We start from the raw sequence: 20,735 nt of genomic DNA, 5'->3' as shown, positions 1-20,735 counted from the left end.
GAGCGCGGAAGTGATCCGCCGCCTCCCGGACAGTGCTCCTCCGATCGGGGTCCAGCTCGCCGTCGATCAGCTCACGGACGATGTCGGCGTGACCGGCGTGCTGGGTGCTCGCCTGCAGCGCGCGACAACTCCTGCTTCACGTCGGTAGGTCCAGTGCTGTGAGGAGGTTGTCGACGACCTTCGATGGTGGCGGCGTGGCGTCGACGATGAGGGCGCCGTACCGCGCGTTGTTGAGTTCCGCGGTGGCGTGCCAGGCGAGGATGCGTTGGACCTCGGCCTCGGTCGAGCCGAAGCCGTTGGTGCGGGCGGCGAGGCGTTGGCGGAGAGTCTGGGCGTCAACGCTGAGGCTGACCACGTGGGTGAACAGTTCCCAGATCTCGTTGTCGTTGCCAACAGTTCCGCACACGAACCCGACCCGATCGCCGACCTTCCCGCCGAGTCGGCGCACCGTGTCAGGCGGCAGCCTGTACGTGTTGTGCAAGAACCAATCGTCATCCCGATCCGCCGGCAGCACGACCTCCACGCCAGACCCATTCGCAAACCACCGCGCCAGCCCTTGGTCCGCATCAAACGCGTCGTACCCACGCCGCCGCAGCTCCCCACACACCGTGGACTTCCCCACCCCAGACCCGCCAGTCACATACACCAGAGACACCCGCGCATTCTCCACCCAGCAGTGCGGTCGAGCTACGGGTTCTGGCGGAGGAAGGCGATGCCGTCGATGGTGGCTGGGGCGGTGGAGGTGGAGACGATCTTGACGGCGCCGGAGCGGTAGGGGGTGATCGGGAGGTAGGTGACCTTGCGGGCCGTGGTGGTGGCGGCCAGGGAGACGGTCCCGATCTTGATGTTGGCGTGGTAGATGTCGACGCGGCCTTGACCGGGACCGTGGATGGCGACCAGCGCGATGCGGGCGCCGGCTTCGGCGGTCTTGGTGAGGTAGGCGCCGTTCGCCTTCAGGATCGAGGTGGTGCCCTTGAACGCGAGCGTGCTGGTGGAGCGCGTCACCGTGCCGGCCGACGTGAGCGCGCGGTCGTCCTGCGGTGCCACCGAGCAGAGCTGCGACGACCACGCGGTCGTGTTGCCCAGGTAGTCACGCGCCCGGACCATGAAGCACTCGTCCCAGCCGAGGCGTGGGGTCCACGCGATCGACCGGATCTTGGTCTTCTGCCAGGCCGTCGGATAGATCCACGCGCCCAGCGGGTTCCCGGGAGACGCGACCTTGTAGACGATGTCGTACGAATCGACGTCGGTGTCGTCCTTGTACCCCCAGCTGAACACCGCCGACCCGAGCTGCACCCGGTCCCCGATCCGCAGTGTGATCAGACCGGGCGCCGTACCGTCGACTTCACTGCAGTACGACGTACTCCACCCACTCAGGTTGCCTGCGTAGTCGCGTGCACGGACCTGCCAGCAGGTGTCCGTGCCGAGCGGCGCGGTGGTGCTCGCGGCGGTCCCCTTCAGCGCCTGCCAGCCTGCCGGCTGGTTCCAGGCGCCGTACGGCGAGGTGCGGTTGGGGCGCGTCTGCGTACGCAGGTCGTAGGTGGCGACACCGGACGCGGGAGAGTTCGGGTCGGTCGGGTCGGTGAAGGCCCACTCGAACGAGAGGCTCGTGTTGTCGCGGATCCGGTCGCCCGCGGACGCTCTGGTCAGCACCGGCGCAGTTGTGTCGGGCCGCTGCTGCGGATCGCCAGCGAGCCAGGTCAGGCTGATCACCCGCGCCCGGTTCTGCGGGTCGGCGTACACGATCTTCGTCGCACCGGAGCCGTCAGTGCTGAGGCTGGCAGGTGCGGTGCGGATCGGTCCGTAGAGCCGCTGGCCGAGAGACTGGTCGTTCAGATCGGTGACCAGCAAGTTCCCGGACGCGGTCTGGACCGTGAACCCGTTGCCGACCTGGGCGTCGGCGGCCACGATCAGATTGCGCGGAGCCTCCGGGCCCTTCACGTCGACCAACTGGTTGCAGCCGCTCAGCAGCGCCCAGCGTCCGTTGACGCGGCCCGGACCGACCGTGCACGCGCTGGCGACGAGGATGGTCTTCTCTGTATTGGTACTCAGGTCCTTGCCGACCAGCTGACCGGGCTCAGTCACCTTCCACACCGTGCTGCCTGCCATGGCGAACGGCGGGGCGTAGTCCGCGACCTTCGCCTTGGTCGCGACGTCGTACACCTCCGCAGTGGCGGCGTTCGGCGTACGGTGCGACACGAGCTTGCCGCCCTTGCCCAGCACGACCTCATCGGTCGCCGGGAACGTGAGCCCGCCGACCTTCGCAGTACCGGAGTCGAAGGTGAGCAGCGACGACCCCTCCAGCTGGAGCGGCTTGGTGTCGTTGGAGCCGCCGGCTGCGGTCCAGGTGGTGCCGTTGTTGCTGGTCTCGTAGACCGCGTGGTCCGTGGTGTCCGACGCGACCACACGCGCCCCGGACATGCCGACATCAGCCACCGTGCGGCCGGCGACCAGCGTCCCCTCCCCCAGGTGCTCTGGTGGATCGGCGGCCATGACCTGGCTGGCGGCCAGCGGAACGAGTACGACGACACTGGCGGCGGCAGCCACCTTGGCCCGCAGATTCAACACAAGACTCCCCCTCGCGGCGCTCCCCAGCACCTCTACACAAGGGGGCACCCTAGCCACCAACCGCCAACCAAGGAAAGTCGCCCCATCACCGACGGCCAGGGCCCGTGTTTCGCGTGCAGTGAACACGCTCTGCTGGGGGCGAACACGTGTAGTCGCATGACTCTGCTGAGTGACAGGTTGCTTGGCATGCCATGGGTCGTGAGGGGCGAGTTCCGCAAGCTGTGGATCGGGCAGCTGGTGTCGGCGTCGGGCAGTGCGATCACCACTGTGGCGCTGCCGCTGGTGGCTGTCGTCACGCTGCAGGCGTCCGCACTGCAGATGGGTCTGCTGTCCGCTCTGAGCATCGCGCCGCACCTCGTCTTCGGCCTGCCGGCCGGTGTCTGGGTCGACCGGTGGCCGCTGCGCCGCATCCTGATCGTCACGGACCTCGGCCGCGCCGTACTGCTCGGAACCATTCCGTTGGCCGCGGCAACGGATTCGCTGCGCATCGAGCAGCTGTACGTCGTCGCCGTACTGACCGGAGTGCTGACTCTGCTGTCCGACACGGCGTCGCTGACCATGCTGCCGTCGCTGGTGCCGCGGGAGGACCTGATGCGGGCCAACAGCGCCACTCTGCTCAACCTGAACCTGGCCTCGACCACCGGTCCGTCGGTGGCCGGCTTCCTGGTGCAGCTGGTGACTGCGCCGTTCGCGATCCTCGTCGACGCCGCGTCGTACCTCGTCGCCGCTACGGCGTCGTACCTGATCCGCGAGCCAGTACGGGCGTCTGCGGCCCACACCCGGGCGCGCCTGACCACCGGGCTGCGGGCGATCTTCAGCGACCGCATCCTGACGTCTCTGACGCTGTCCGCGACCACGGCTGCCCTGGCCGGCGCGATGCAGGGGCCGCTGGTCGTCCTCTACCTGGTGCGTGAGCTGCACTGGTCGCCCGGGTTCGTCGGCGTCGCTCTGACCGCGTTCGGTGTCGCTGCCGTGGCAGGGACCTTCGTCGCGACCGCGTGGTGCAGCCGGGTCGGAATCGGCCGCGCGTACATCTCCGGCGTACTCCTGGCTTCACTGAGTGGTGTTGCCCTGGCCACGGGCGTCACTCCGATGATCTACGTCGCTCAGGCGCTGTCCGGGCTCGGCATGTCGCTCTTCGGTGTTCCCCAGCGCACTCTCCGTCAGTCCCTGGCCCCGGCCCACCTGCTCGGTCAGGTCACAGCCACCTGGCGGACGGTCGTGATCGGAGGCCAAGCCGCAGGCGCGGCCACCTCAGGCGTCCTGGCGACCGCGATCGGCATCCGGCCGACCCTCCTCCTGGCCACCGCAGGCATGCTCCTCGGCGTCCTGATCGCGCTCGTCTCCCCGCTCCGGACCTTCCGTTCACTCCCGGCCATCGACCCACAGCCGCGATCGATGGCTGAAGACTGATTGCGAAACGTGATGAGTGTGACGGCTGCTACCGCGTGGGGCGGGAGGCGCTTATTGCAACAAGTGGTAATTCATCCAGAGGGAATGGAATTGGGAGGACAAGCGCTTACCTGGTGAGCGATACTGGAAAGTGCGCCGTTTTCCGGTCGCGAAAACCCCTTACCGAGCATGATGGGAAGTGCGCCCGTCCAGATGCCGTCCGAGCACCCTGCCCAAGCGCCGTCGATCGCTGCCCCTACCACCCGAGTCCCTGCACGCAGCCGCAACCTCTGGCGGCTCCGGCCCTACCTCCGGCCACACCGCTGGCGCCTGTCGGTGATGTTCACCACCGCCATGCTGGGTGTGGGCGTCAGCCTTACCGTTCCACTGGTCACCCGGGCCATCATCGACGGCCCGGTCACCCGCCACGAGCTGGACCTCCTGGTCCCGCTCGCTTTCCTTGCCCTCGGGCTGAGCATCGCCGAAGTCCTGCTGGTCTGGGCCCGCCGGTGGGCGCAGTCCCGCACCGTCAGCGACCTCGAGGCCACCCTCCGGCACGACCTGTACGTCCGGCTCCAGTCGCTGCCGATGGAGTTCCACACCCGCTGGCAGAGCGGTCAGCTGCTGTCCCGGGTCACCACCGACCTGTCCATCATCCGCCGGTTCATGGGCTTCGGCCTGCTGTTCCTGGTGATGAACATCCTGCAGCTGGGGGTCGTCACCATCCTGCTGCTGCGGCTGTACTGGCCGCTCGGCGTCGTGGTCCTGCTGGCCGCCGTGCCGATCATCACGCTGTCGCTGAAGTTCGAGAAGAAGTACCTGCTGATCTCCCGCAAGGTCCAGGACCAGCAGGGCGACCTGGCCACCCGGGTGGAGGAGTCGGCGCTCGGCTTCCGGGTGATCAAGGCCTTCGGCCGGCGCGGGCACGTGCAGCGGCAGTTCGACGACGAGGCGGTCACGCTCTACACCACCGAGGTGGAGAAGGTCCGGCTGGCGTCGCGGTTCTGGAGCTTCCTCGGCGTGATCCCGAACCTGACCCTGGTGATCGTGCTGCTGCTCGGCGCCCTCGCGGTGGGCCGCGAGGCGATCACGCTCGGCACCCTGGTCGCGTTCATCACGCTGATGCTGTCCCTGATCTGGCCGGTTACCTCGCTCGGCGCGATCCTGGCGATGGCCCAGGAGGCGATGACCGCGGCGGACCGGATCAGCGAGATCCTCGACACCTACTCGGTGATCAAGTCCGGTCCGGACGAGCTGGTGAACTCGAAGGGGCATCTGCGCTTCGAGCATGTCGGCTTCCGGTTCTCCGACGACTCCAGCGAGATCCTGCACGACATCAACCTCGACCTCACCCCCGGTACGACGCTCGCCCTGGTGGGCGCGACCGGGTCGGGCAAGACCACGCTCACCGCGCTGGTCCCCCGGCTGTACGACGTGACCGCGGGGCGGATCACCATCGACGGGCACGACATCCGTGACCTGTCGCTGGTCTCGCTGCGGACCGCGGTCGCCTCCGCGTTCGACGACCCGACGCTGTTCTCGATGAGCGTCCGGGAGAATCTGACGCTGGGCCGGCCGGACGCCTCCGAGGCCGACGTCCAGCAGGCCCTGCAGGTCGCGCAGGCCGAGTTCGCCAACGAACTGCCGTGGGGCCTGGAGACCCGCGTCGGCGAGCAGGGCATGTCACTGTCCGGCGGTCAGCGCCAGCGGCTCGCGCTGGCCCGGGCCGTGCTCGCCAAGCCCGCCGTCCTGGTCCTCGACGACACGTTGTCCGCACTCGACGTGCACACCGAGGCCCTGGTCGAGGAGGCACTGCGCAACGTGCTCTCCGAGACCACCGGCATCGTGGTCGCGCACCGCGCGTCGACCGTGATGCTGGCCGACAAGGTGGCCCTGCTCCAGAACGGGACCATCACCCACGTCGGAACCCATCACGATTTGCTCGAGCAGGTGCCGGCGTACCGGAACCTGCTCGCGGCGGAGGAAGAGGAGGTGCACGCATGACCACGACCCAGCAGACACCTCCTCCTGAGGAAACCAAGGACGACAAGTCGCAGCAGGACACCTGGCGGGGTCAGTTCGACGAGGACCCCGACAGGGAGTTGTCGAGGGCAACAACCGTCCGGCTGAAGGAGGACTCCCGCAAGCTGCTCGGTGAACTGCTCCGGCCGCACGCCAAGCTGATCTGGCTGCTGGTCGTGATCGTGGTGGTCGAGAACGGTGCCCGCCTCGCGGTCCCGTACCTGGTCCACCTCGGCATCGACAACGGCATCCCGCCGATCATCGCCGGCGAAGGCTCGCGGGAACTGATCACCGTCGTGTCCCTCGTCCTGGTGATGGCCCTGCTCCAGGCCTTTACCCGGCAGCTGTTCCTGATGCGGTCCGGCCGGCTCGGGCAGACCATCCTGCTCGGCCTGCGCAAGCGGGTGTTCGACCACTTCCAGCGGCTCAGCCCGTCGTTCCACGACAAGTTCACCTCCGGCCGGGTGATCTCGCGGTTGACGTCCGACGTGGGCGTGATCGACGAGATGCTGGCCAACGGGTTCGACGGCCTGGTCACGGCAGCTCTGACCCTGATCGGTACGTCGATCCTGCTGCTCACGCTCGACCTCAAGCTCGGTCTGATCGCGCTGCTGTCGTTCCCGGCCCTGATCCTGCTGACGGCCTGGTTCCGGAAGCGGTCGGCGGTCGTGTACCGGCAGACGCGTGAGGCCGTCGTCCTCGTCATCGTGCACTTCGTCGAGTCGATGACCGGGATCCGCGCGGTCCAGGCGTTCCGCCGGGAGCCGCGCAACGAGGAGATCTTCCACGGCGTCAACGACCGGTACCGCCAGGCCAACCTGAAGTCGTTCCAGCTGAACGCGATCTTCATGCCGTCGATCAAGGGCGTCGGCAACATCACCATCGTGGCGATCCTGGCGTACGGCGGTTACCAGGCCTACCACGGTCACGTGACGGTCGGCGTACTGACGGCGTTCCTGCTCTACCTGCGGCAGTTCTTCGAGCCGCTGCAGGACATCTCGCAGTTCTACAACACCTTCCTGTCCGCGAGTGCGGCGCTGGAGAAGCTGTCCGGCGTCCTGAACGAGACGCCGGATGTCCCCGAGCCGATCGAGCCGGCCAAGCCCGGGCGCGCGCGGGGTCACCTCGAGTTCCGCAACGTCCGGTTCAACTACGTCGACGACGTACCGGTCCTGCCCGGTCTCGAACTGGACGTGCCGGCCGGTCAGACCCTCGCCCTGGTCGGTACGACGGGGGCCGGCAAGACCACGATCGCCAAGCTGGTGGCGCGGTTCTACGACCCGTCCGACGGCCAGGTGCTGCTGGACGGGATCGATCTGCGGGACCTCACCGAGGACGACCTGCGCAAGCGGGTCGTGATGGTGACGCAGGAGAACTTCCTGTTCACCGGCTCGGTGGCCGACAACATCCGGTTCGGCAAGCCGGAGGCCACGATGGAAGAGGTGGTCGAGGCCGCCAAGGTGATCGGCGCGCACGACTTCATCACGGCCCTGCCGAACGGGTACGAGACGTCGGTGGAGAAGCGCGGTTCCCGGCTGTCCGCCGGCCAGCGCCAGCTGGTCGCGTTCGCCCGGGCGTTCCTCGCGGATCCCGCCGTACTGATCCTGGACGAGGCGACCTCCAGCCTCGACATCCCCAGCGAGCGGCTGATCCAGCGCGCGCTGCGGACCATCCTGGCCGACCGTACTGCGATCGTGATCGCGCACCGGCTGTCCACGGTGGAAACCGCGGACCGCGTGATCGTGCTCGAACACGGCCGCATCATCGAGGACGGCGCCCCGCGCAACCTCATCACCACCGGAGGCAGCTACGCCGGCCTCCACCAAGCCTGGGAAGACTCTCTGGCCTAACCCCCTCCCCGAACTGCCCTCGGTCCCCCAACGGACCGAGGGCAGTTCGCTTTCCCGGCCGTCTGCTACGTCGTGTGGGGACAGCTTGGGGGAGCAGAAATGGTGCACGCGGGTTCGAGCAAGCGAGGTAGCCTCGGCCGTGATGAGGTGGTTGGAGGAGGGCTCGCCGTCGGCGGTTGCCGGGGCGTTGCGGGAGGTTGCGCCTGCGTTGGGCGATTGCTCGATCGTGCTTCGCGAGATGCTGGGCGAGGAGGATCCGCTGTGGTGGGCGGCGAGTGCGGTCGTTGGCGAGCGGTTCGTGGCGAAGTTCGCGTGGTCGCGTCCTGCCGGGCTTCGGCTGGCGCATGAGATCGCCGTTGTGGCGGCGTTGGCGCGCGAGCCGGGCATTCCGTTCCTGCCGAATGTAGTTGCTAGCAGCACCGATCCACTGCTCCTGGTGACCGAACTGGTGCCCGGCAAGTCGCTGTTCGAGGTCGTGGACTCGCTCGACCGGGACGATGTGGGTCGGCAGCTCGCCCACTTTCTGGCTGCGTTGAACCGTTCAGCGACCCGGGAACGCGTCGAAGCCGTCATCGGCGACCTTCCCCCCGCGATCCTCCAACCAGCCACAACCAACGACCTGCGCGACCGGTTCATGAAATGGGCGCGTCCAGATCAGCGCCCCGCCGTCATGCAGTGGTGCGACTGGGCAGACGACGTACTGGCGACGCCGGGCCGGAACGTACTGGTCCACGGCGATCTGCACGGCGGCAACCAGGTATGGGAGGGCGAGCACCTTCGCGTGGTCGTCGATTTCGAGACCGCCGGCCTGGCCGAGGCCGAGTACGACCTGCGCGCCTTCCCCGGAACGGGTCCCGGCGTCGAACTGCTGACCGCCACCCTCCACCACTACAACCACCTCACCGGCCATGAACTGTCAGCCGAGCGCGTGATGGCCTGGCATCTGCGCACTGCCCTCGGCGACGCACTCTGGCGCAGCGAAGCGGGCGTCGCGCTACCGGATCACCGAACACCGCACGCCTGGGTTGACGACCTCGCCCAGCGCTTCACCGCCCTGGGCATCGACCCGGACGCGCGGCCGCTCCTCCGTTCTGTCTGACAGTTCGTTCTGTCGGAGCAGGTCGGTAGCGTGACGGACATGCTCACGACGCTGGCGGTGGAGAACTACAGGTCACTGCGCCGCGTCGTGATGCCGCTGCGCGGGCTCAACGTCGTGACCGGAGCCAACGGGACCGGCAAATCCAGCCTGTACCGAGCGCTTCGCCTGCTCGCCGACGCCTCACGCAATGGGGCCGTCGCGGCGTTGGCCCGAGAGGGCGGTCTTCAGTCGACGCTATGGGCTGGGCCGGAGCAGGTGCGCAAGAATCGGCCGGTGCAGGGCACGGTGCGGACCGGGCCGGTGAACCTGCGACTGGGATTCGCGGGTGACGACTACGGCTATCTGATGGATCTCGGGCTGCCGGTGCCGCACGGTTCTGTGTTCGATCTCGATCCGGAGATCAAACGGGAAGCCCTGTGGGCGGGGCCGTTCCTGCGGCCGGCATCGCTGCTGGTGGAGCGCGTCAACCGCGAGGTGCGGATCCGCGCCGGCTCCGGCGGGTGGTTGCGCGGTGGTCACCAGCTCCAGACCTTCGACAGCATGCTGAGCGAGTTCGCCGATCCCGAACGCGCGCCGGAGCTGCTGACCGTGCGCGAGCGGCTGCGGTCCTGGCGCTTCTACGATCACTTCCGCACCGACGCCGATGCGCCTGCCCGTCGTGTGCAGATCGGCACGCGTACGCCGGTGCTCGGTCCGGACGGCGCCGACGTCGCAGCCGCGTTGCAGACGATCCGTGAGATCGGCATCAAGGGTGCGCTGGACGAGGCCATCGAACTGGCGTTCCCGGGCAGCAGCCTGGCCATCGTCAATGCCGGCGGGCGGTTCGAGATCTCGTTCCGGCAGCACGGGTTGCTGCGGCCGTTGTCCGGGGCGGAGTTGTCCGACGGGACGCTGCGGTACTTGCTGTGGGTCGCCGCGTTGCTGACCCCCCGACCGCCAGAGCTCCTCGTACTGAACGAGCCCGAGACCAGCCTGCATCCGGACCTCCTGCCCGCCTTGGCGAATCTCGTCGTCACCGCCGCCAAGGAAGCCCAGGTCATCGTCGTGACGCACTCCCGGCCGTTCCTCGCCGCACTGGATGCCCTGGATGACCTGCACACGATCGAACTCGTCAAAGACCACGGCGCCACCACGATCGACGGCCAAGGCCCACTCGACGAGCCCGCCTGGAAGTGGCCGTCGCGCTAGGCGGCTGACGGGAGATCGATGACTCGGGCGGTGGCGGTTGCGGTGGCGACGATCTCGTTGTCGGTGCCGTAGAGCGTTCCTTCGAGCGTGGCGTGGTCGTCGACGCGGGTGACGACGCGACCGTGGCCGATCAACCGGCCCATGCGAGCCGGACGGACGAACGTGGTGTTGAGGTCGAGCGTCTCGATGAACCGGCCGGGCGGGAGCGTGGCCAGCAGCGCCGGGCCGACGGTGTCGTAGAGCATCGCGGCGAGGAAGGCGCCGAGGACCTCCCCGAACGGATTGGTGAACGCCTCGACGCCGGCGAACGCGACGGAGATCGTACCCTGCTCCGGATCGGCCTCGAGCAGCTCGAACCCGAGTGTGCGCGCCGCGTGCGGTATCGGCGCCCGCCCTTCCACGCCGTCCCAGAACACTCCGGTGCGAGTCATCCTTGCCTCCTCTGGTCGACTCTCCCGCCAATAGCGAATCACAGATTCACTATTCATGCTAGGTTCTTCGTGTGCCGCAGGTGCTGAAGGATGACGTCCGGACCCGGATCCGCGCAGCCGCACTCCGGGCGTTCGCCGTCCACGGGTACGCCGGCGCCACTATGGCCGGTGTCGCGGCCGAGGCCGGGATGGCACCGGCGAACCTGTACCGCTACTACCGCAACAAACAGGAGTTGTACGACGCCGTCGTACCGGATGAGGTCGTCAACACGCTGGAGCAGGTGGTCGGTCGTCGGGTCGAGGACTTCGCCGCGCTGGTGAAACGTGACGGCACGACCACGGATGTCGCCGACGAGATGATGCGGTTCTGGCTGCAGTACCGGCTCGAGTCCGTCGTGATCCTCTCCGGTGCGGCCGGGACGCGGCACGCGGACGTCGTCGCGCGCATCAACAGCCTCTCCGTGGAGGCTCTCGTCAACGCGCTGCCGGCCGACTCGGTCGCGGCCGGAGACCTCGACCTGTTCGAATCCATCTGGACGAACACCTCGAGAACCATCGCCCGGATCCTGCTTCACAACGAGACCGAGGCGGACCTCCGTGCCACGATCACCAGCTTCTGGCGCTACCAGATCGCCGGCCTGACCGCCCTCCTCCGCCACCTCGCCCAGCGCTAGCCAGATTCACGCTGCTGTCGCGGCGGCCTGGGGCGGAGGTGACAGCGATCTGAAAGTTGCGCCGCCTAGCGTCGGCGCATGGCCAGCCGTCCGACCATCCGCGAAGTCGTGGGCGTGGCCGAGTTCCGTGCTCTGTGGATCGCGCACGCGCAGTCCCGGCTCGGCGATCAACTCGCCCGGGTCGCAATCGCCGTACTGGTCTTCGACCGGACCGAGTCCGCCGCCGTCACCGCGTTGACGTACGCCCTGTCGTTCCTGCCGCCGTTGGTCAGCGCACCACTGCTGACCGGGCTGGCGGACCGGTTCCCGCGCCGTACGGTGATGGTGGTGACAGACCTGAGCCGCGCGGGTCTGGTGACCGTGATGGCGATCCCCGGGCTGCCGGTCGCCGTACTGGCCGCACTGCTGATCGTCGTCGTCGGACTGCAGCCGCTCTACAGCGCTGCTCGCAACGCGATCCTGCCGACCGTCCTGGAGGGAGACCGGTACGTCGTCGGAGTCGGCCTGGCCAGTGCGACCGACAGCATCGTCCAAGTAGCCGGATTCGCAGCGGGCGGAGTGCTGGTCGGCCTGACCGGATCGCACGTCGCGCTGGGGCTGAACGCGTTGACCTTCCTGGTCTCGTCGACTGTCGTCCGGTTCGGCGCAAGTCTCCACCGGCCGCCGGAAGCAGCGGAGCCGAGGACGGTCGGGCAGTCGCTGTCCGGCGGGTTCCGGGTGATCTGGGCTGACCCTCGGCTCCGCAGTCTGCTGGGCTTGCTGTATCTGTACGGCTTCTACATCGCACCCGAGGGGATCGCGGCGGCGTACGCGGCCGAGGCCGGCAGAGGTGAGGCCGCGGTCGGTCTGCTGATGGCCGCTGACCCTGTCGGAGCTCTCGTCGGTTCATTGCTGCTGACCCGCTGGATGCCGGCGCATTGGCGGACCCGGTCGCTGGCACCGCTCGCGGTGGCATCCGGGATCCCGCTGATGGTGAGTGCTGCCGTGCCATCGGTGCCTACGGCGATCGGGCTCTGGACACTGGTCGGCGTGCTGTCGTCGTACACCATGCTTGTCACCCCGATGTTCGTCCGTCTGGTGCCGGATGGCCGGCGAGGGCAGGTCATCGGGCTTGCCTCGGCGGGGTTGCAAGCGGTCCAAGGTCTCGGTGTCGCGGCTGCCGGAGCGGTGGCGGGCCTGACCTCACCGTCAACCGCAGTGGGCGTCATGGGTGCCGCCGGTGCGTCGCTCGCCGTGTTCGCCGGTCGGTCCTGGATCGCTGCCGCGAACCGGGCGGCAGACGTGCCGTGACATTGCTTGCGGCAACTATTCCGGCGACGCGGTCTCCAGACGGAAGGCCTCGACTGCGGTGGGGAGGGTGTAGAAGAGGCGGTCGGGTCCCAGGCGGTCGAGGAAGCCGGCGGCGTTGAGGTCGTCGCGGAGCTCCTGTTTGACGCGGGCCAGGGCGAGGACGATGCCGCGGGAGGTGAGTTCCTCGCGGAGCGAGTCGAGTGCATCGATGGCGGTGATGTCGATCTCGACGTTCGCCTCGGCGTTGAGGAGCAGCCAGCGGACCGGCGCTTCGGCGTCGTCGACCGCGGCCATCGCGCGGCGGCGGAAGTCCTCGGCGTTCGCGAAGAACAGTGGCGAGTCGTAGCGGTACACGACCAGACCCGGGACCGGCCTCGCGTCCGGGTAGTCGTCGATGTCATGCATGCCGGCGATCCCCGGGACGTAGCCCAGGATGCCGTCGTGCGGGCGGGCGACGCGACGCAGTACGTCGATGACCGACAAGGCGACCGCGACCAGGACGCCGTACAGGACATCCAGCGCGATCACGCCAACCGTGGTCGCCATCGCCAGCAGGAACTCGCTGGTGCGGAAGCTGGCGATACGGCGGAACTCGGCCAGTTCGATCAGCCGTAGGGCGGCGAACACCACGAGCGCGCCGAGTGCGGCGATCGGGAAAGTCGACAGCAACGGTCCGGCGAAGAGCAACGTCGCGACGATGACGGCTGCGGCGACGAGCGAGTACACCTGGCTCTTCGCGCCGGTGGCCTCCGCGAGTGCCGTCCGGCTTCCGCTGCTGCTGATGGGGAAACCACGAACCAGGCTGGTGGACACGTTGGCCAGGCCGAGAACGAGCAGTTCACCATCGGGGTCGACACGCTCTTGACCACGGGAGGCGAACGCGCGCCCGGTCAGCACTGTGTCGGTGTAGCCGACGAGGGCAACGCCGAGGGCCGGCAACGCGAGCAGGCCGACGTCCGCGACCGAGATGTCCGGCAGCCGCGGAACAGGAAGGCCGCTGGGCACGCTGCCGACCAGGGTCACTCCCTTGTCGCCCAGCCCTGCCGCCCACGCCACCAAAGCGGCGAGCGCGACCACGATCAGCGGACCAGGGAGTCGCGGCGTCCAGCGGGCGAACGCGAGCAACAACCCCAGCGAAGCCAGTGACAACACCAGCGGCGCCACCTGCCATTCGGCGTACAGACGAATCACGGACAGTACCTCGGCGGGCGGTGAGTCGCCGCTCACCGGAGCACCGGTCAGGCGGCCGAGTTGGCCCGTGATCATGATGACCGCGATGCCGGCCAGGTACCCGACCAGTACCGGCTTGGACAGCAGGTCCGCGAGGAACCCGAGACGCGCCAGCCATCCCAGCACGCAGATGGCACCGACGATCAGAGCCAGTACGGCGGCCAGTTGCGCGTAGCGGACCGGATCACCCGCTGCGAGCGGCCCGATCGCCGTGGCTGTCAGCAACGCGGTCGTCGACTCCGGGCCGAGCGACAGCAGCCGCGACGAGCCCAGCAGGAAGTACAACAGCAGAGGCCCGATAGCCGCCCACAACCCGGTCACCGCCGGCAACCCGGCCAGCTGCGCGTACGCCATCACCTGAGGCACGAAGTACGCCGCCACCGTGACCCCAGCAATCAGATCCGGCCGCAACCAGCCCAGCCGATACTCCCGAAGCGTCGCCACCCCGGTCACCGACACAGACCATCTACCCATGCCCATCCCCTACCCACGCCCTGCTCCACGAGAGCACAAGTACAACACCGCCACCCCACCCACACCCCACAGCCCGCCGAGACGTTCAAGCGCACGTGGCAGCCCGCAACACACCGGGCGGGCGACGAACTACCTCGGGTCGGGTTTGACGGATTCGAAGCGGACGAGGATGAGGGAGCCTGCGGCGGAGAGGAGGAAGCCGGCTATTGCGACGGGCCACCAGCCGGAGCGGACCGCGTCGTCGAGGACGAAGACGCCGACGGCGGCTGGGGTAATGGTTTGCAGGGCGATCATCGGAGTGGTTGCCAGCGTCACCGACCCACGCTGCAACGCGAGGGAGTAAAGAATGAACGCCATCGCCCCACTGATAGGCAGCGTGTACGTCGTGGGGCTGCGAAACAACTCACCCACCGACCCGTCCTGCAACAACCGCGCCGAGATCGCGACCCCGGCGTACCCGAGACCAGCCAGCAGACCAAGCAACGCCGTAGACACACCACGCTGCGACCGACTCGCGAGCGCACCAAGAAACGCGATCGCGACCAAACCGACGATGACTCCGATCGTCAGCCCGTGATGCTCCGTGCTCTCCCCCGCATCCCCTGCCGACACAGCCAGCAGCCCGAGCCCCACACAGACCGCAAGCACCGCAGACCACTCGAGCGCACTCAGCTGATCCGACATCAGACGCGTCGCAAGCAACGCGGTCACGACCAGACTCACCGCGATCCCCGCCTGCGCGAGGTACAGCGGAAGGAGGCGAAGGGCAACGAAGTGCAGCGCGAAGCCGGCCAGGTTCAGCACCAGCGCACCGAGGAACGCCGGCTGTTTGAGCAGCGCGACCACGAACCCGCCGAGCCGCCGCGGATCCAGCTCGGACTCGGTCGGGACCTTGCGGGAACCGACTGCCTGCAGGATCGAGGCGATACCGAAGAGCACCGCGGCGCCGAGCGCCGCCCCCAGACCTAGGACCACTCAGGAAACCTTGCGGCGTGGGACCCAGAAGGTCATGTAGAGGCTCAGCACCGCGTAGTACAGAAGGTAGGCCAGCGAGACGGCGACCACGATCGCGTTCGGGTCGGGCATCTGGGCGAGGAGTACGGCGTACGACACCAGCCAGATCGCGGTGGTCAGCAGGTTGAGTGACCGGAACGCCTTGGTCCGGGACGGGTAGACGTACTTGACCGGGATGAACACCAGGATCGAGCAGACCACCAGGATGATGCCGGTGGCGACCGGGCTGAGGCTGAGGACGACGACGTAGAACGCAACCACGTTCCAGTAGCTGGGGAACCCGAGGAAGAAGTGGTCGTCGGTCTTCGCGTCGACCCGGCAGAACTGGTAGCTGGAGGCAAGCAACGGCAGCGCGGCGAGCACCGCGCCGAGCGCGCCGGCGGGAAGGTAGTCGCCGGTCCAGAGCAGCACGATCGGGGCGAACGCGTAGGTCAGGTAGTCGACGATGTTGTCCAGCATCGCGCCGTCGAACCACGGGAGCGTCTCCTTGACTCGCAGCCGGCGAGCCAGCATCCCGTCGGTCCCGTCGATGACGAGCGCGGCCAGGCCGAGCCAGAGCGCGCGGACCGCGTCCCCGTCGATGGCGGCGATGACGATCAGCAGCGCGAGCACCGTTCCGCTCGCGGTATAGGCATGCAGTGCCAGTCCGGCCAGACGCAACCGCGTCGACCCGACGAACGGTTCCTGCACCGCGTCGTGTGTGGTCAGGACGACTCCCAGAACTCGGTCGACGCAACGCGCCGAACTACCGAGCCCAGCGTCTCACAGTCCCTGGACCGCTCTGAGCAGCCTGTACCGTTCCGCCGTGGAACTGTTCACAGACTTTACTGGGATGCCATACGGCCCCGGGTGACCGACGGCGTCGTCGAGGTCGCCGCCGGTTCCAGCATGGTGATGCTCAGTTACCGACCGGGTCCAGCAGGAACAATGGGATCTTCCGGCTGGTCTTGGTCTGGTATTCGGCGTACGGCGGGTACGCGTCGACGGAGCGCTTCCACCACTCGTCGTACTCCGCGCCCTCGATCTCGCGGGCGACGTACTCGTTGGTGACGTCGCCGTCCTGCAGGGTGACCTTCGGGTCGGCCTTCAGGTTGTAGTACCAGACCGGGTTCTTCGGGGCGCCGCCGAGCGAGGCGACCGCGGCGTACACGCCGGCGTTCTCGACGCGCATCAGCGGGACCTTGCGGAGCTTGCCCGACTTGGCGCCGCGCATGGTCAACAGCACCACCTTGAGCCCGATGATGTCGACCGCGTCGGTGGTACCGGCGGCTTCGACCTTCTCGACCTGGTTGCGCACCCAGTCGGTCGGGCTCGGCGCGTAGTCCTCATTGCGTGCTGTCATATCAGCAATGGTAATGGTGACGCATCACCATCACCAATCGCGGCGCGTCACACCGGGTCGAGCAGGAACAGCGGAATCTTGCGGGTGGTCTGGGCCTGGTACTCCGCATAGAACGGGAAGGCGGCGACCGCCCGCTGCCACCACTCGTCGTACTCCGCACCGTCGATCTCGCGGGCGGCATACTCCTTGGTGACGGTGCCGTCCTGCAGCGTGACCTTCGGGTCGGCCTTGAGGTTGTGGTACCAGACCGGGTTCTTCGGGGCGCCGCTGGTCGACCCGACCGCCGCGTACACGCCGTCGTGCTCGACCCGCATCAATGGGACCTTGCGGAGCTTGCCGGACTTGGCGCCGCGCATCGTCACCAGCACCACCTTCTGCCCGCGGATTTCGACGACGTGGGTGGTTCCGGCCGCCTCGACCTGCTGGACCAGGTCGCGAACCCAGTCCCGCGGGCTCGGGGCGTACTCGTCGTTCGTGGTTGTCATGTCACCGATGCTAAATCGGTGATGCATCACTATCGCCGGTTTTTCACCTTCTGGACCGCGGCACCTCGTGCGGATGTCATCGCGAGGGAGTCTTTGTCGTGCGTCGGTAGCGTTCGGGGTCGCCGTACTGGTGGCGTAGCTGCATTTCCGACAAGGGTTCGATCCCGGTGAAGACGGACCAGAACAGGCAGTTCCGCACGGAACTGTCCCTCGCGTCGAAGACGATGCTTGTTCCCGATCCCTCGTCCGGGACCTCCTTCAGCTCCCAGGTGCCGGTGCCGGAGATCCGTTTGTGCTCGAAGGCGTCGTCCTCCTTGCTGCAGTTGGTGTTGAGCGCGATGTTCATGGCCACGAACCGGCCGTCGTCGTAGAACTCCATCCGCCCGCCGGACTGGCTTTCCCAGCTGCCGATGGCATCTGCCCGCGTCGCCGCGGGTTCGATGGTGCATCCGGACGTCAGCGCGGCTGTCGACGCGACCAGGGCGGCCATCCGCAGGTGAAGTCTCACAGTGTCGGTGCGAGGTCGGCGAGCGCCGCCAGGCCGGCTTCCCAGGACTGGGCGGACTCGTCCGGGTGGGCCAAGGTGGGCGGATCCAGGCGGTCGAAGCCGGACTCGACCACACCGAGCCGGGCACCGTCGCCCTCCGGCGTGAGGGTGAACTCGACCAGGTTCGCGTTACCCGGCGCCGGGTCGGTGTCCGCCTCGACGGCGTACCGGTAGGCGAAGCGACGGCCGGGCTCGACCTTCTCGACGAAGCCGAGGTAGCGCCCGTGCTCATCCCACTGCAGCACGATCCGGCCGCCGGGCTTCAGGTCGATGTCGGCCCCGCCGAACGCGTACCACCGGCTGAAGTTCTCCCCCTGGGTCAGCGCTGCCCAGACCTGGTCCGGCCGCGCCTCGACGTACACCTCACGTTCCACCCTGCTGTCCATGGCCACCACCCTGCCAGCGCCGGTAGCCACAGACCAGCCGGTCGGGGTTCACGGCGCGCAGGACTGCAATTGCCTGGCGGTCGCGATGGTGGCCTCGATCCAGCGCCGGCGGAGGAAGTGCGCCTTGAGCAGCCGATGTACGCCGTCCAGCACGACCAGCCGGCCGCGGTACGCGACCAGGTTGATCGGGTGGTCGAGGTCGGAGTCCATCACCCGCTGGTAGCTGGCGCGGAAGTTCATCGGGGTCTCGGCGACCTGGTTCGGGGTGATCTTGAACCGTTCGCCGTCGAGCTGCCACAGCGGCAGGTCGAACATCCAGACCAGGTCGGCGATCTCCACCGGTTCGACCTTGAGGTCCAGCGCCCACAGCTTCTCCAGCTGCCAGCGGTCCGGCGGGAACGCGTCGCGCACCGCGTCGGGCATCTGCGCGACCAGTTCCTCGAACGACACGTCCGGCGCCGCCCGGTCAGCATCCTTGCCGAAGCCCTCGCTCGTCACGATCGTGCAGGCTACGCCATCACGAGCGCAGGCCTACCCGTGGGCCAGGCGGTGGATGATGACGACTGCCGAGTCGTCGCCCGGGCCGCCGGCATTCGCCACCAGCGCTTCGGCGCCGCCCAGAAAGCCCTGTCCGACAAGGCGTTCCGCGTGCCCGGCCAGCCGGTCGGTGCCGCGGCCGATGTCGCGGCGAGGTGTCTCGACCATCCCGTCGCTGTACAGGAAGAGCGCGTCGCCGAGCTTCAGCTGCCCATGGTTGACCGCGAACTCCGGCGCCTCCATCAACCCGAGCAGCGGCCCGTCGGACTCGCGCGTCTGCCAGCGCCCGGCCCACGCGTCGAACAGGATCGCGGGCGGGTGACCAGCGGTCCGTACGTCGAAGTCCCCGGATTGCAGGTCGACCGCGACGTGCACCACGGTGGCGAAGTCGTCGTCCCAGTCCTGCCGGCGGATGTAGCGGTTCGCCGACGGCAGGAACTCCTGGGCCGGGACGACGCCGAGCAGCCCGCCGAACGCACCGGACAGCAGCAGCGCCCGGGTGCCGGCATCGATTCCCTTGCCCGAGACATCGACCAGCGCGACCTCGAGTGTCTGCTCGTGCGTCGTCGACACCACGAAGTCACCGGAGAACGTCGACCCGCCGGCCGAACGGATCGCCACCTCGAGCCGCCAGCCGATCGGAATCTCGGGTAGGTCGCTCTGGGCCGTCAACGTGTCGCGCAGCTCCATCAGCATCGATTCGCCGCGGGTCCCCGGAACGCCGAGCTGGTTGCGCACCTTCGCGTTGGTGATCACGATCCAGCCGATCACCCCGAGGACCAGCACGAACCCGGTCTTCGGCAGCGCCGCCGGACGGGACATGACGACGAACGAACTGACCGTCAGCGTGAACAGCGTCAGGACGAGCAATTGCTTGAAGCGCAGCAGCAGACCGCCGAGCAGCAGCGGGATGATCAGCGCCGACGCCGGGAAGTGCGTCTCCCAGCTCAGGCTGGCGACGGCGAAGAGCACCGTCAGCAGCAGGATCGCGGCGAACGCCATCGGGTGCGACCGGCGCGCACGGCGTACCAGCGCGTCGACCCGGCGGCCGACCCGTCGCACTACTCCAGCGAGACCGCCGCGCCAGTTCATGGTGTGAAGAACATAACGGCACTCCCTGGTCCGCGCATATCACCGTCATACAACTGTTGGCTGCCGTCACTTGCGAGTGAGACCTGTCCGCTGGCATTTGGGGCACCAGAAGAGGTTGCGCCCGGCCAGGATCTCGGTCCGGATCACCGAGTGGCAGACGAAACACCGCTGGCCCTGCCTGCGGTAGACGTACACCTCGCCGCCATGATCGTCCTGCCGTGGGTCACGGCCCATCGCCTCAGGTGTGTGGTCGTCGGCAACGGTATCGATGCGGCCGGTCTCGACGCCGTACTTCATCAGCTCGAGCAGGTCGTTCCACATGCCTTGCCACTCGCGCTTCTTGACCAGGTGGCCGCGCGTCATCGGGTGCAGCTTCGCGCGGAACAGCACCTCGGCGCGATACACGTTGCCGACCCCGCTCAGCACCTCCTGGTCCATCAGCAACCGGCCGATCGGCAGCTTGCTGCGATGGATCCGCTTCCACGCCAGCTCCGGGTCCGCGTCGTCGCGCAGCGGGTCCGGACCGAGCCGGGCGATCAGCACCTCGCGTTCGCCGTCGGTCAGCACCTCGCACACGGTCGCCCCGCGCAGATCGGCGTACGACGTGGCGTTCTGCAGGCGGAGGCGGACCTGGCCGACCGGTTCGGGCACCGGCGCCGTACCGAAGTCGACCTTGCCGATCAGACCGAGGTGGATGTGCAGCCAGCCGGCGCCCTCGAAGTCGGCGAAGAAGTGCTTGCCGTGGGCCTCGGTCTGCCGCAGCACGTGGCCGTTCAGCAGCGCGGCGCCGTCGACGAACCGGCCCTGCGGACTGGACGCCTGGACCGGGCGGCCGCCGAACGCGTCCCAGACGTCGCTCGCCAGGCGGTGCAGGGTGTGACCTTCAGGCATGATTCCTCTTATGGGGATGACCAATGGAACGCAGGGCTCGCCGGGAGCCAAGGGCCGCAGCGGTCCGCCCACGCCGGCCGTGGTCGGCACGGGCCGCTCGATGCGGGCCCGCGACGTCTCCCGTCCCCGCCGGCCCGCCGACCGCCGCCCGGCCAAGACCGGGACAGCCGCCGACGCGCCGGAGGATCACGACAGCGGCGGCAGTTCGCCGGTCGACTCGTAG

At 68.1% G+C, this 20,735-nt stretch carries 21 protein-coding genes; 8 read left to right on the top strand and 13 right to left on the bottom strand.

All coding sequences use genetic code 11. From position 1 onward, the window contains the following. Positions 1-136: 136 nt before the first annotated feature. Both AB0I34_RS42435 and AB0I34_RS42430 read right to left on the bottom strand, forming a co-directional pair. Complete coding sequence (locus AB0I34_RS42435; protein WP_360457841.1) at positions 137-640, bottom strand: AAA family ATPase; 504 nt, start codon at positions 638-640, stop codon at positions 137-139. Between the two features lie 47 nt (positions 641-687). Next, positions 688-2,568 (bottom strand): hypothetical protein, encoded by a 1,881-nt coding sequence (locus AB0I34_RS42430; RefSeq protein ID WP_360457811.1) that lies wholly within the window; start codon positions 2,566-2,568, stop codon positions 688-690. Positions 2,569-2,754: 186 nt separating this feature from the next. Between AB0I34_RS42430 and AB0I34_RS42425 the strand changes: the two genes are divergently transcribed. From AB0I34_RS42425 to AB0I34_RS42405, 5 genes are all read left to right on the top strand, one after another. Beyond that, complete coding sequence (locus AB0I34_RS42425) at positions 2,755-3,981, top strand: MFS transporter (RefSeq protein WP_360457808.1); 1,227 nt, start codon at positions 2,755-2,757, stop codon at positions 3,979-3,981. A 318-nt stretch (positions 3,982-4,299) separates the two neighbouring features. After that, the gene (locus AB0I34_RS42420) at positions 4,300-5,964 is read left to right on the top strand and encodes an ABC transporter ATP-binding protein (RefSeq protein WP_360457805.1); all 1,665 of its coding nucleotides are present in this window, start codon (positions 4,300-4,302) and stop codon (positions 5,962-5,964) included. Next, positions 5,961-7,832, top strand: a complete 1,872-nt coding sequence (locus AB0I34_RS42415) for an ABC transporter ATP-binding protein (RefSeq protein ID WP_360457802.1) — start codon at positions 5,961-5,963, stop codon at positions 7,830-7,832. The genes AB0I34_RS42420 and AB0I34_RS42415 overlap by 4 nt, the downstream gene beginning before the upstream one ends. A gap of 142 nt (positions 7,833-7,974) precedes the next feature. Further along, positions 7,975-8,931 carry an aminoglycoside phosphotransferase family protein gene (locus AB0I34_RS42410; RefSeq protein WP_360457799.1) on the top strand — a complete coding sequence of 319 codons (957 nt, stop codon included), beginning with the start codon at positions 7,975-7,977 and terminating at the stop codon, positions 8,929-8,931. A 39-nt stretch (positions 8,932-8,970) separates the two neighbouring features. Further along, a complete protein-coding gene (locus AB0I34_RS42405) occupies positions 8,971-10,119 on the top strand; it encodes an AAA family ATPase (protein WP_360457796.1) in 1,149 nt (382 codons plus the stop codon). Here AB0I34_RS42405 and AB0I34_RS42400 read toward each other — a convergent pair. Then, entirely contained in the window at positions 10,116-10,550 is a 435-nt protein-coding gene (locus AB0I34_RS42400; protein WP_360457793.1) for a PaaI family thioesterase, read from the bottom strand. The genes AB0I34_RS42405 and AB0I34_RS42400 overlap by 4 nt on opposite strands. A gap of 71 nt (positions 10,551-10,621) precedes the next feature. Here AB0I34_RS42400 and AB0I34_RS42395 point away from each other — a divergent pair, with 71 nt between their 5' ends. Both AB0I34_RS42395 and AB0I34_RS42390 read left to right on the top strand, forming a co-directional pair. After that, complete coding sequence (locus AB0I34_RS42395; RefSeq protein WP_360457790.1) at positions 10,622-11,224, top strand: helix-turn-helix domain-containing protein; 603 nt, start codon at positions 10,622-10,624, stop codon at positions 11,222-11,224. A 78-nt stretch (positions 11,225-11,302) separates the two neighbouring features. Continuing rightward, positions 11,303-12,514 (top strand): MFS transporter, encoded by a 1,212-nt coding sequence (locus AB0I34_RS42390; RefSeq protein WP_360457788.1) that lies wholly within the window; start codon positions 11,303-11,305, stop codon positions 12,512-12,514. Positions 12,515-12,529: 15 nt separating this feature from the next. On the opposite strand, the gene sulP is transcribed toward AB0I34_RS42390, so the two are convergent. The 10 genes from sulP to AB0I34_RS42340 all read right to left on the bottom strand — a co-directional run bounded on the left by sulP (position 12,530) and on the right by AB0I34_RS42340 (position 20,512). Further along, entirely contained in the window at positions 12,530-14,218 is a 1,689-nt protein-coding gene (sulP, locus tag AB0I34_RS42385) for a sulfate permease (RefSeq protein WP_360457785.1), read from the bottom strand. 129 nt (positions 14,219-14,347) lie between these two features. Continuing rightward, positions 14,348-15,193, bottom strand: coding sequence for a hypothetical protein (locus AB0I34_RS42380; RefSeq protein ID WP_360457782.1), 846 nt, complete (start codon positions 15,191-15,193; stop codon positions 14,348-14,350). Next, positions 15,194-15,922 (bottom strand): CDP-diacylglycerol O-phosphatidyltransferase, encoded by a 729-nt coding sequence (locus tag AB0I34_RS42375; protein WP_360457780.1) that lies wholly within the window; start codon positions 15,920-15,922, stop codon positions 15,194-15,196. It abuts the gene before it with no gap. A gap of 208 nt (positions 15,923-16,130) precedes the next feature. Then, entirely contained in the window at positions 16,131-16,574 is a 444-nt protein-coding gene (locus tag AB0I34_RS42370) for a nitroreductase family deazaflavin-dependent oxidoreductase (protein ID WP_360457777.1), read from the bottom strand. Between the two features lie 47 nt (positions 16,575-16,621). Further along, a complete protein-coding gene (locus tag AB0I34_RS42365) occupies positions 16,622-17,059 on the bottom strand; it encodes a nitroreductase family deazaflavin-dependent oxidoreductase (RefSeq protein WP_360457775.1) in 438 nt (145 codons plus the stop codon). Between the two features lie 76 nt (positions 17,060-17,135). Next, entirely contained in the window at positions 17,136-17,567 is a 432-nt protein-coding gene (locus tag AB0I34_RS42360) for a hypothetical protein (protein WP_360457772.1), read from the bottom strand. Beyond that, positions 17,564-17,992: an SRPBCC domain-containing protein gene (locus AB0I34_RS42355; protein ID WP_360457769.1), complete on the bottom strand. Its 429-nt coding sequence runs from the start codon at positions 17,990-17,992 to the stop codon at positions 17,564-17,566. The genes AB0I34_RS42360 and AB0I34_RS42355 overlap by 4 nt, the downstream gene beginning before the upstream one ends. Before the next feature lie 48 nt (positions 17,993-18,040). Beyond that, on the bottom strand, positions 18,041-18,490 hold the full coding sequence (locus tag AB0I34_RS42350; protein ID WP_360457766.1) for a hypothetical protein: 450 nt from the start codon (positions 18,488-18,490) through the stop codon (positions 18,041-18,043). 33 nt (positions 18,491-18,523) lie between these two features. Next, positions 18,524-19,621 (bottom strand): PP2C family protein-serine/threonine phosphatase, encoded by a 1,098-nt coding sequence (locus AB0I34_RS42345; protein WP_360457764.1) that lies wholly within the window; start codon positions 19,619-19,621, stop codon positions 18,524-18,526. 66 nt (positions 19,622-19,687) lie between these two features. Beyond that, positions 19,688-20,512 carry a DNA-formamidopyrimidine glycosylase family protein gene (locus tag AB0I34_RS42340; protein ID WP_360457761.1) on the bottom strand — a complete coding sequence of 275 codons (825 nt, stop codon included), beginning with the start codon at positions 20,510-20,512 and terminating at the stop codon, positions 19,688-19,690. 16 nt (positions 20,513-20,528) lie between these two features. Here AB0I34_RS42340 and AB0I34_RS42335 point away from each other — a divergent pair, with 16 nt between their 5' ends. Then, the gene (locus tag AB0I34_RS42335) at positions 20,529-20,735 is read left to right on the top strand and encodes a hypothetical protein (protein WP_360457758.1); all 207 of its coding nucleotides are present in this window, start codon (positions 20,529-20,531) and stop codon (positions 20,733-20,735) included.

This window comes from Kribbella sp. NPDC050281 (genome assembly GCF_040655855.1).
Taxonomy (GTDB): Bacteria; Actinomycetota; Actinomycetes; order Propionibacteriales; family Kribbellaceae; genus Kribbella.
Note: the sequence above shows the minus strand (reverse complement) of the source record. Positions and strands in the feature narration are given on the sequence as shown.

Bases quoted from the DNA above. Each gene is read 5' to 3' on its own strand.
- AB0I34_RS42405 (WP_360457796.1), top strand. From the start codon at position 8,971: ATGCTCACGACGCTGGCGGTGGAGAACTACAGGTCACTGCGCCGCGTC.
- sulP (WP_360457785.1), bottom strand. From the start codon at position 14,218: ATGGGTAGATGGTCTGTGTCGGTGACCGGGGTGGCGACGCTTCGGGAG.
- AB0I34_RS42410 (WP_360457799.1), top strand. From the start codon at position 7,975: ATGAGGTGGTTGGAGGAGGGCTCGCCGTCGGCGGTTGCCGGGGCGTTG.
- AB0I34_RS42365 (WP_360457775.1), bottom strand. From the start codon at position 17,059: ATGACAACCACGAACGACGAGTACGCCCCGAGCCCGCGGGACTGGGTT.
- AB0I34_RS42425 (WP_360457808.1), top strand. From the start codon at position 2,755: ATGCCATGGGTCGTGAGGGGCGAGTTCCGCAAGCTGTGGATCGGGCAG.
- AB0I34_RS42400 (WP_360457793.1), bottom strand. From the start codon at position 10,550: ATGACTCGCACCGGAGTGTTCTGGGACGGCGTGGAAGGGCGGGCGCCG.
- AB0I34_RS42355 (WP_360457769.1), bottom strand. From the start codon at position 17,992: ATGGACAGCAGGGTGGAACGTGAGGTGTACGTCGAGGCGCGGCCGGAC.
- AB0I34_RS42370 (WP_360457777.1), bottom strand. From the start codon at position 16,574: ATGACAGCACGCAATGAGGACTACGCGCCGAGCCCGACCGACTGGGTG.
- AB0I34_RS42415 (WP_360457802.1), top strand. From the start codon at position 5,961: ATGACCACGACCCAGCAGACACCTCCTCCTGAGGAAACCAAGGACGAC.
- AB0I34_RS42340 (WP_360457761.1), bottom strand. From the start codon at position 20,512: ATGCCTGAAGGTCACACCCTGCACCGCCTGGCGAGCGACGTCTGGGAC.
- AB0I34_RS42420 (WP_360457805.1), top strand. From the start codon at position 4,300: ATGTTCACCACCGCCATGCTGGGTGTGGGCGTCAGCCTTACCGTTCCA.
- AB0I34_RS42345 (WP_360457764.1), bottom strand. From the start codon at position 19,621: ATGAACTGGCGCGGCGGTCTCGCTGGAGTAGTGCGACGGGTCGGCCGC.
- AB0I34_RS42390 (WP_360457788.1), top strand. From the start codon at position 11,303: ATGGCCAGCCGTCCGACCATCCGCGAAGTCGTGGGCGTGGCCGAGTTC.
- AB0I34_RS42335 (WP_360457758.1), top strand. From the start codon at position 20,529: ATGACCAATGGAACGCAGGGCTCGCCGGGAGCCAAGGGCCGCAGCGGT.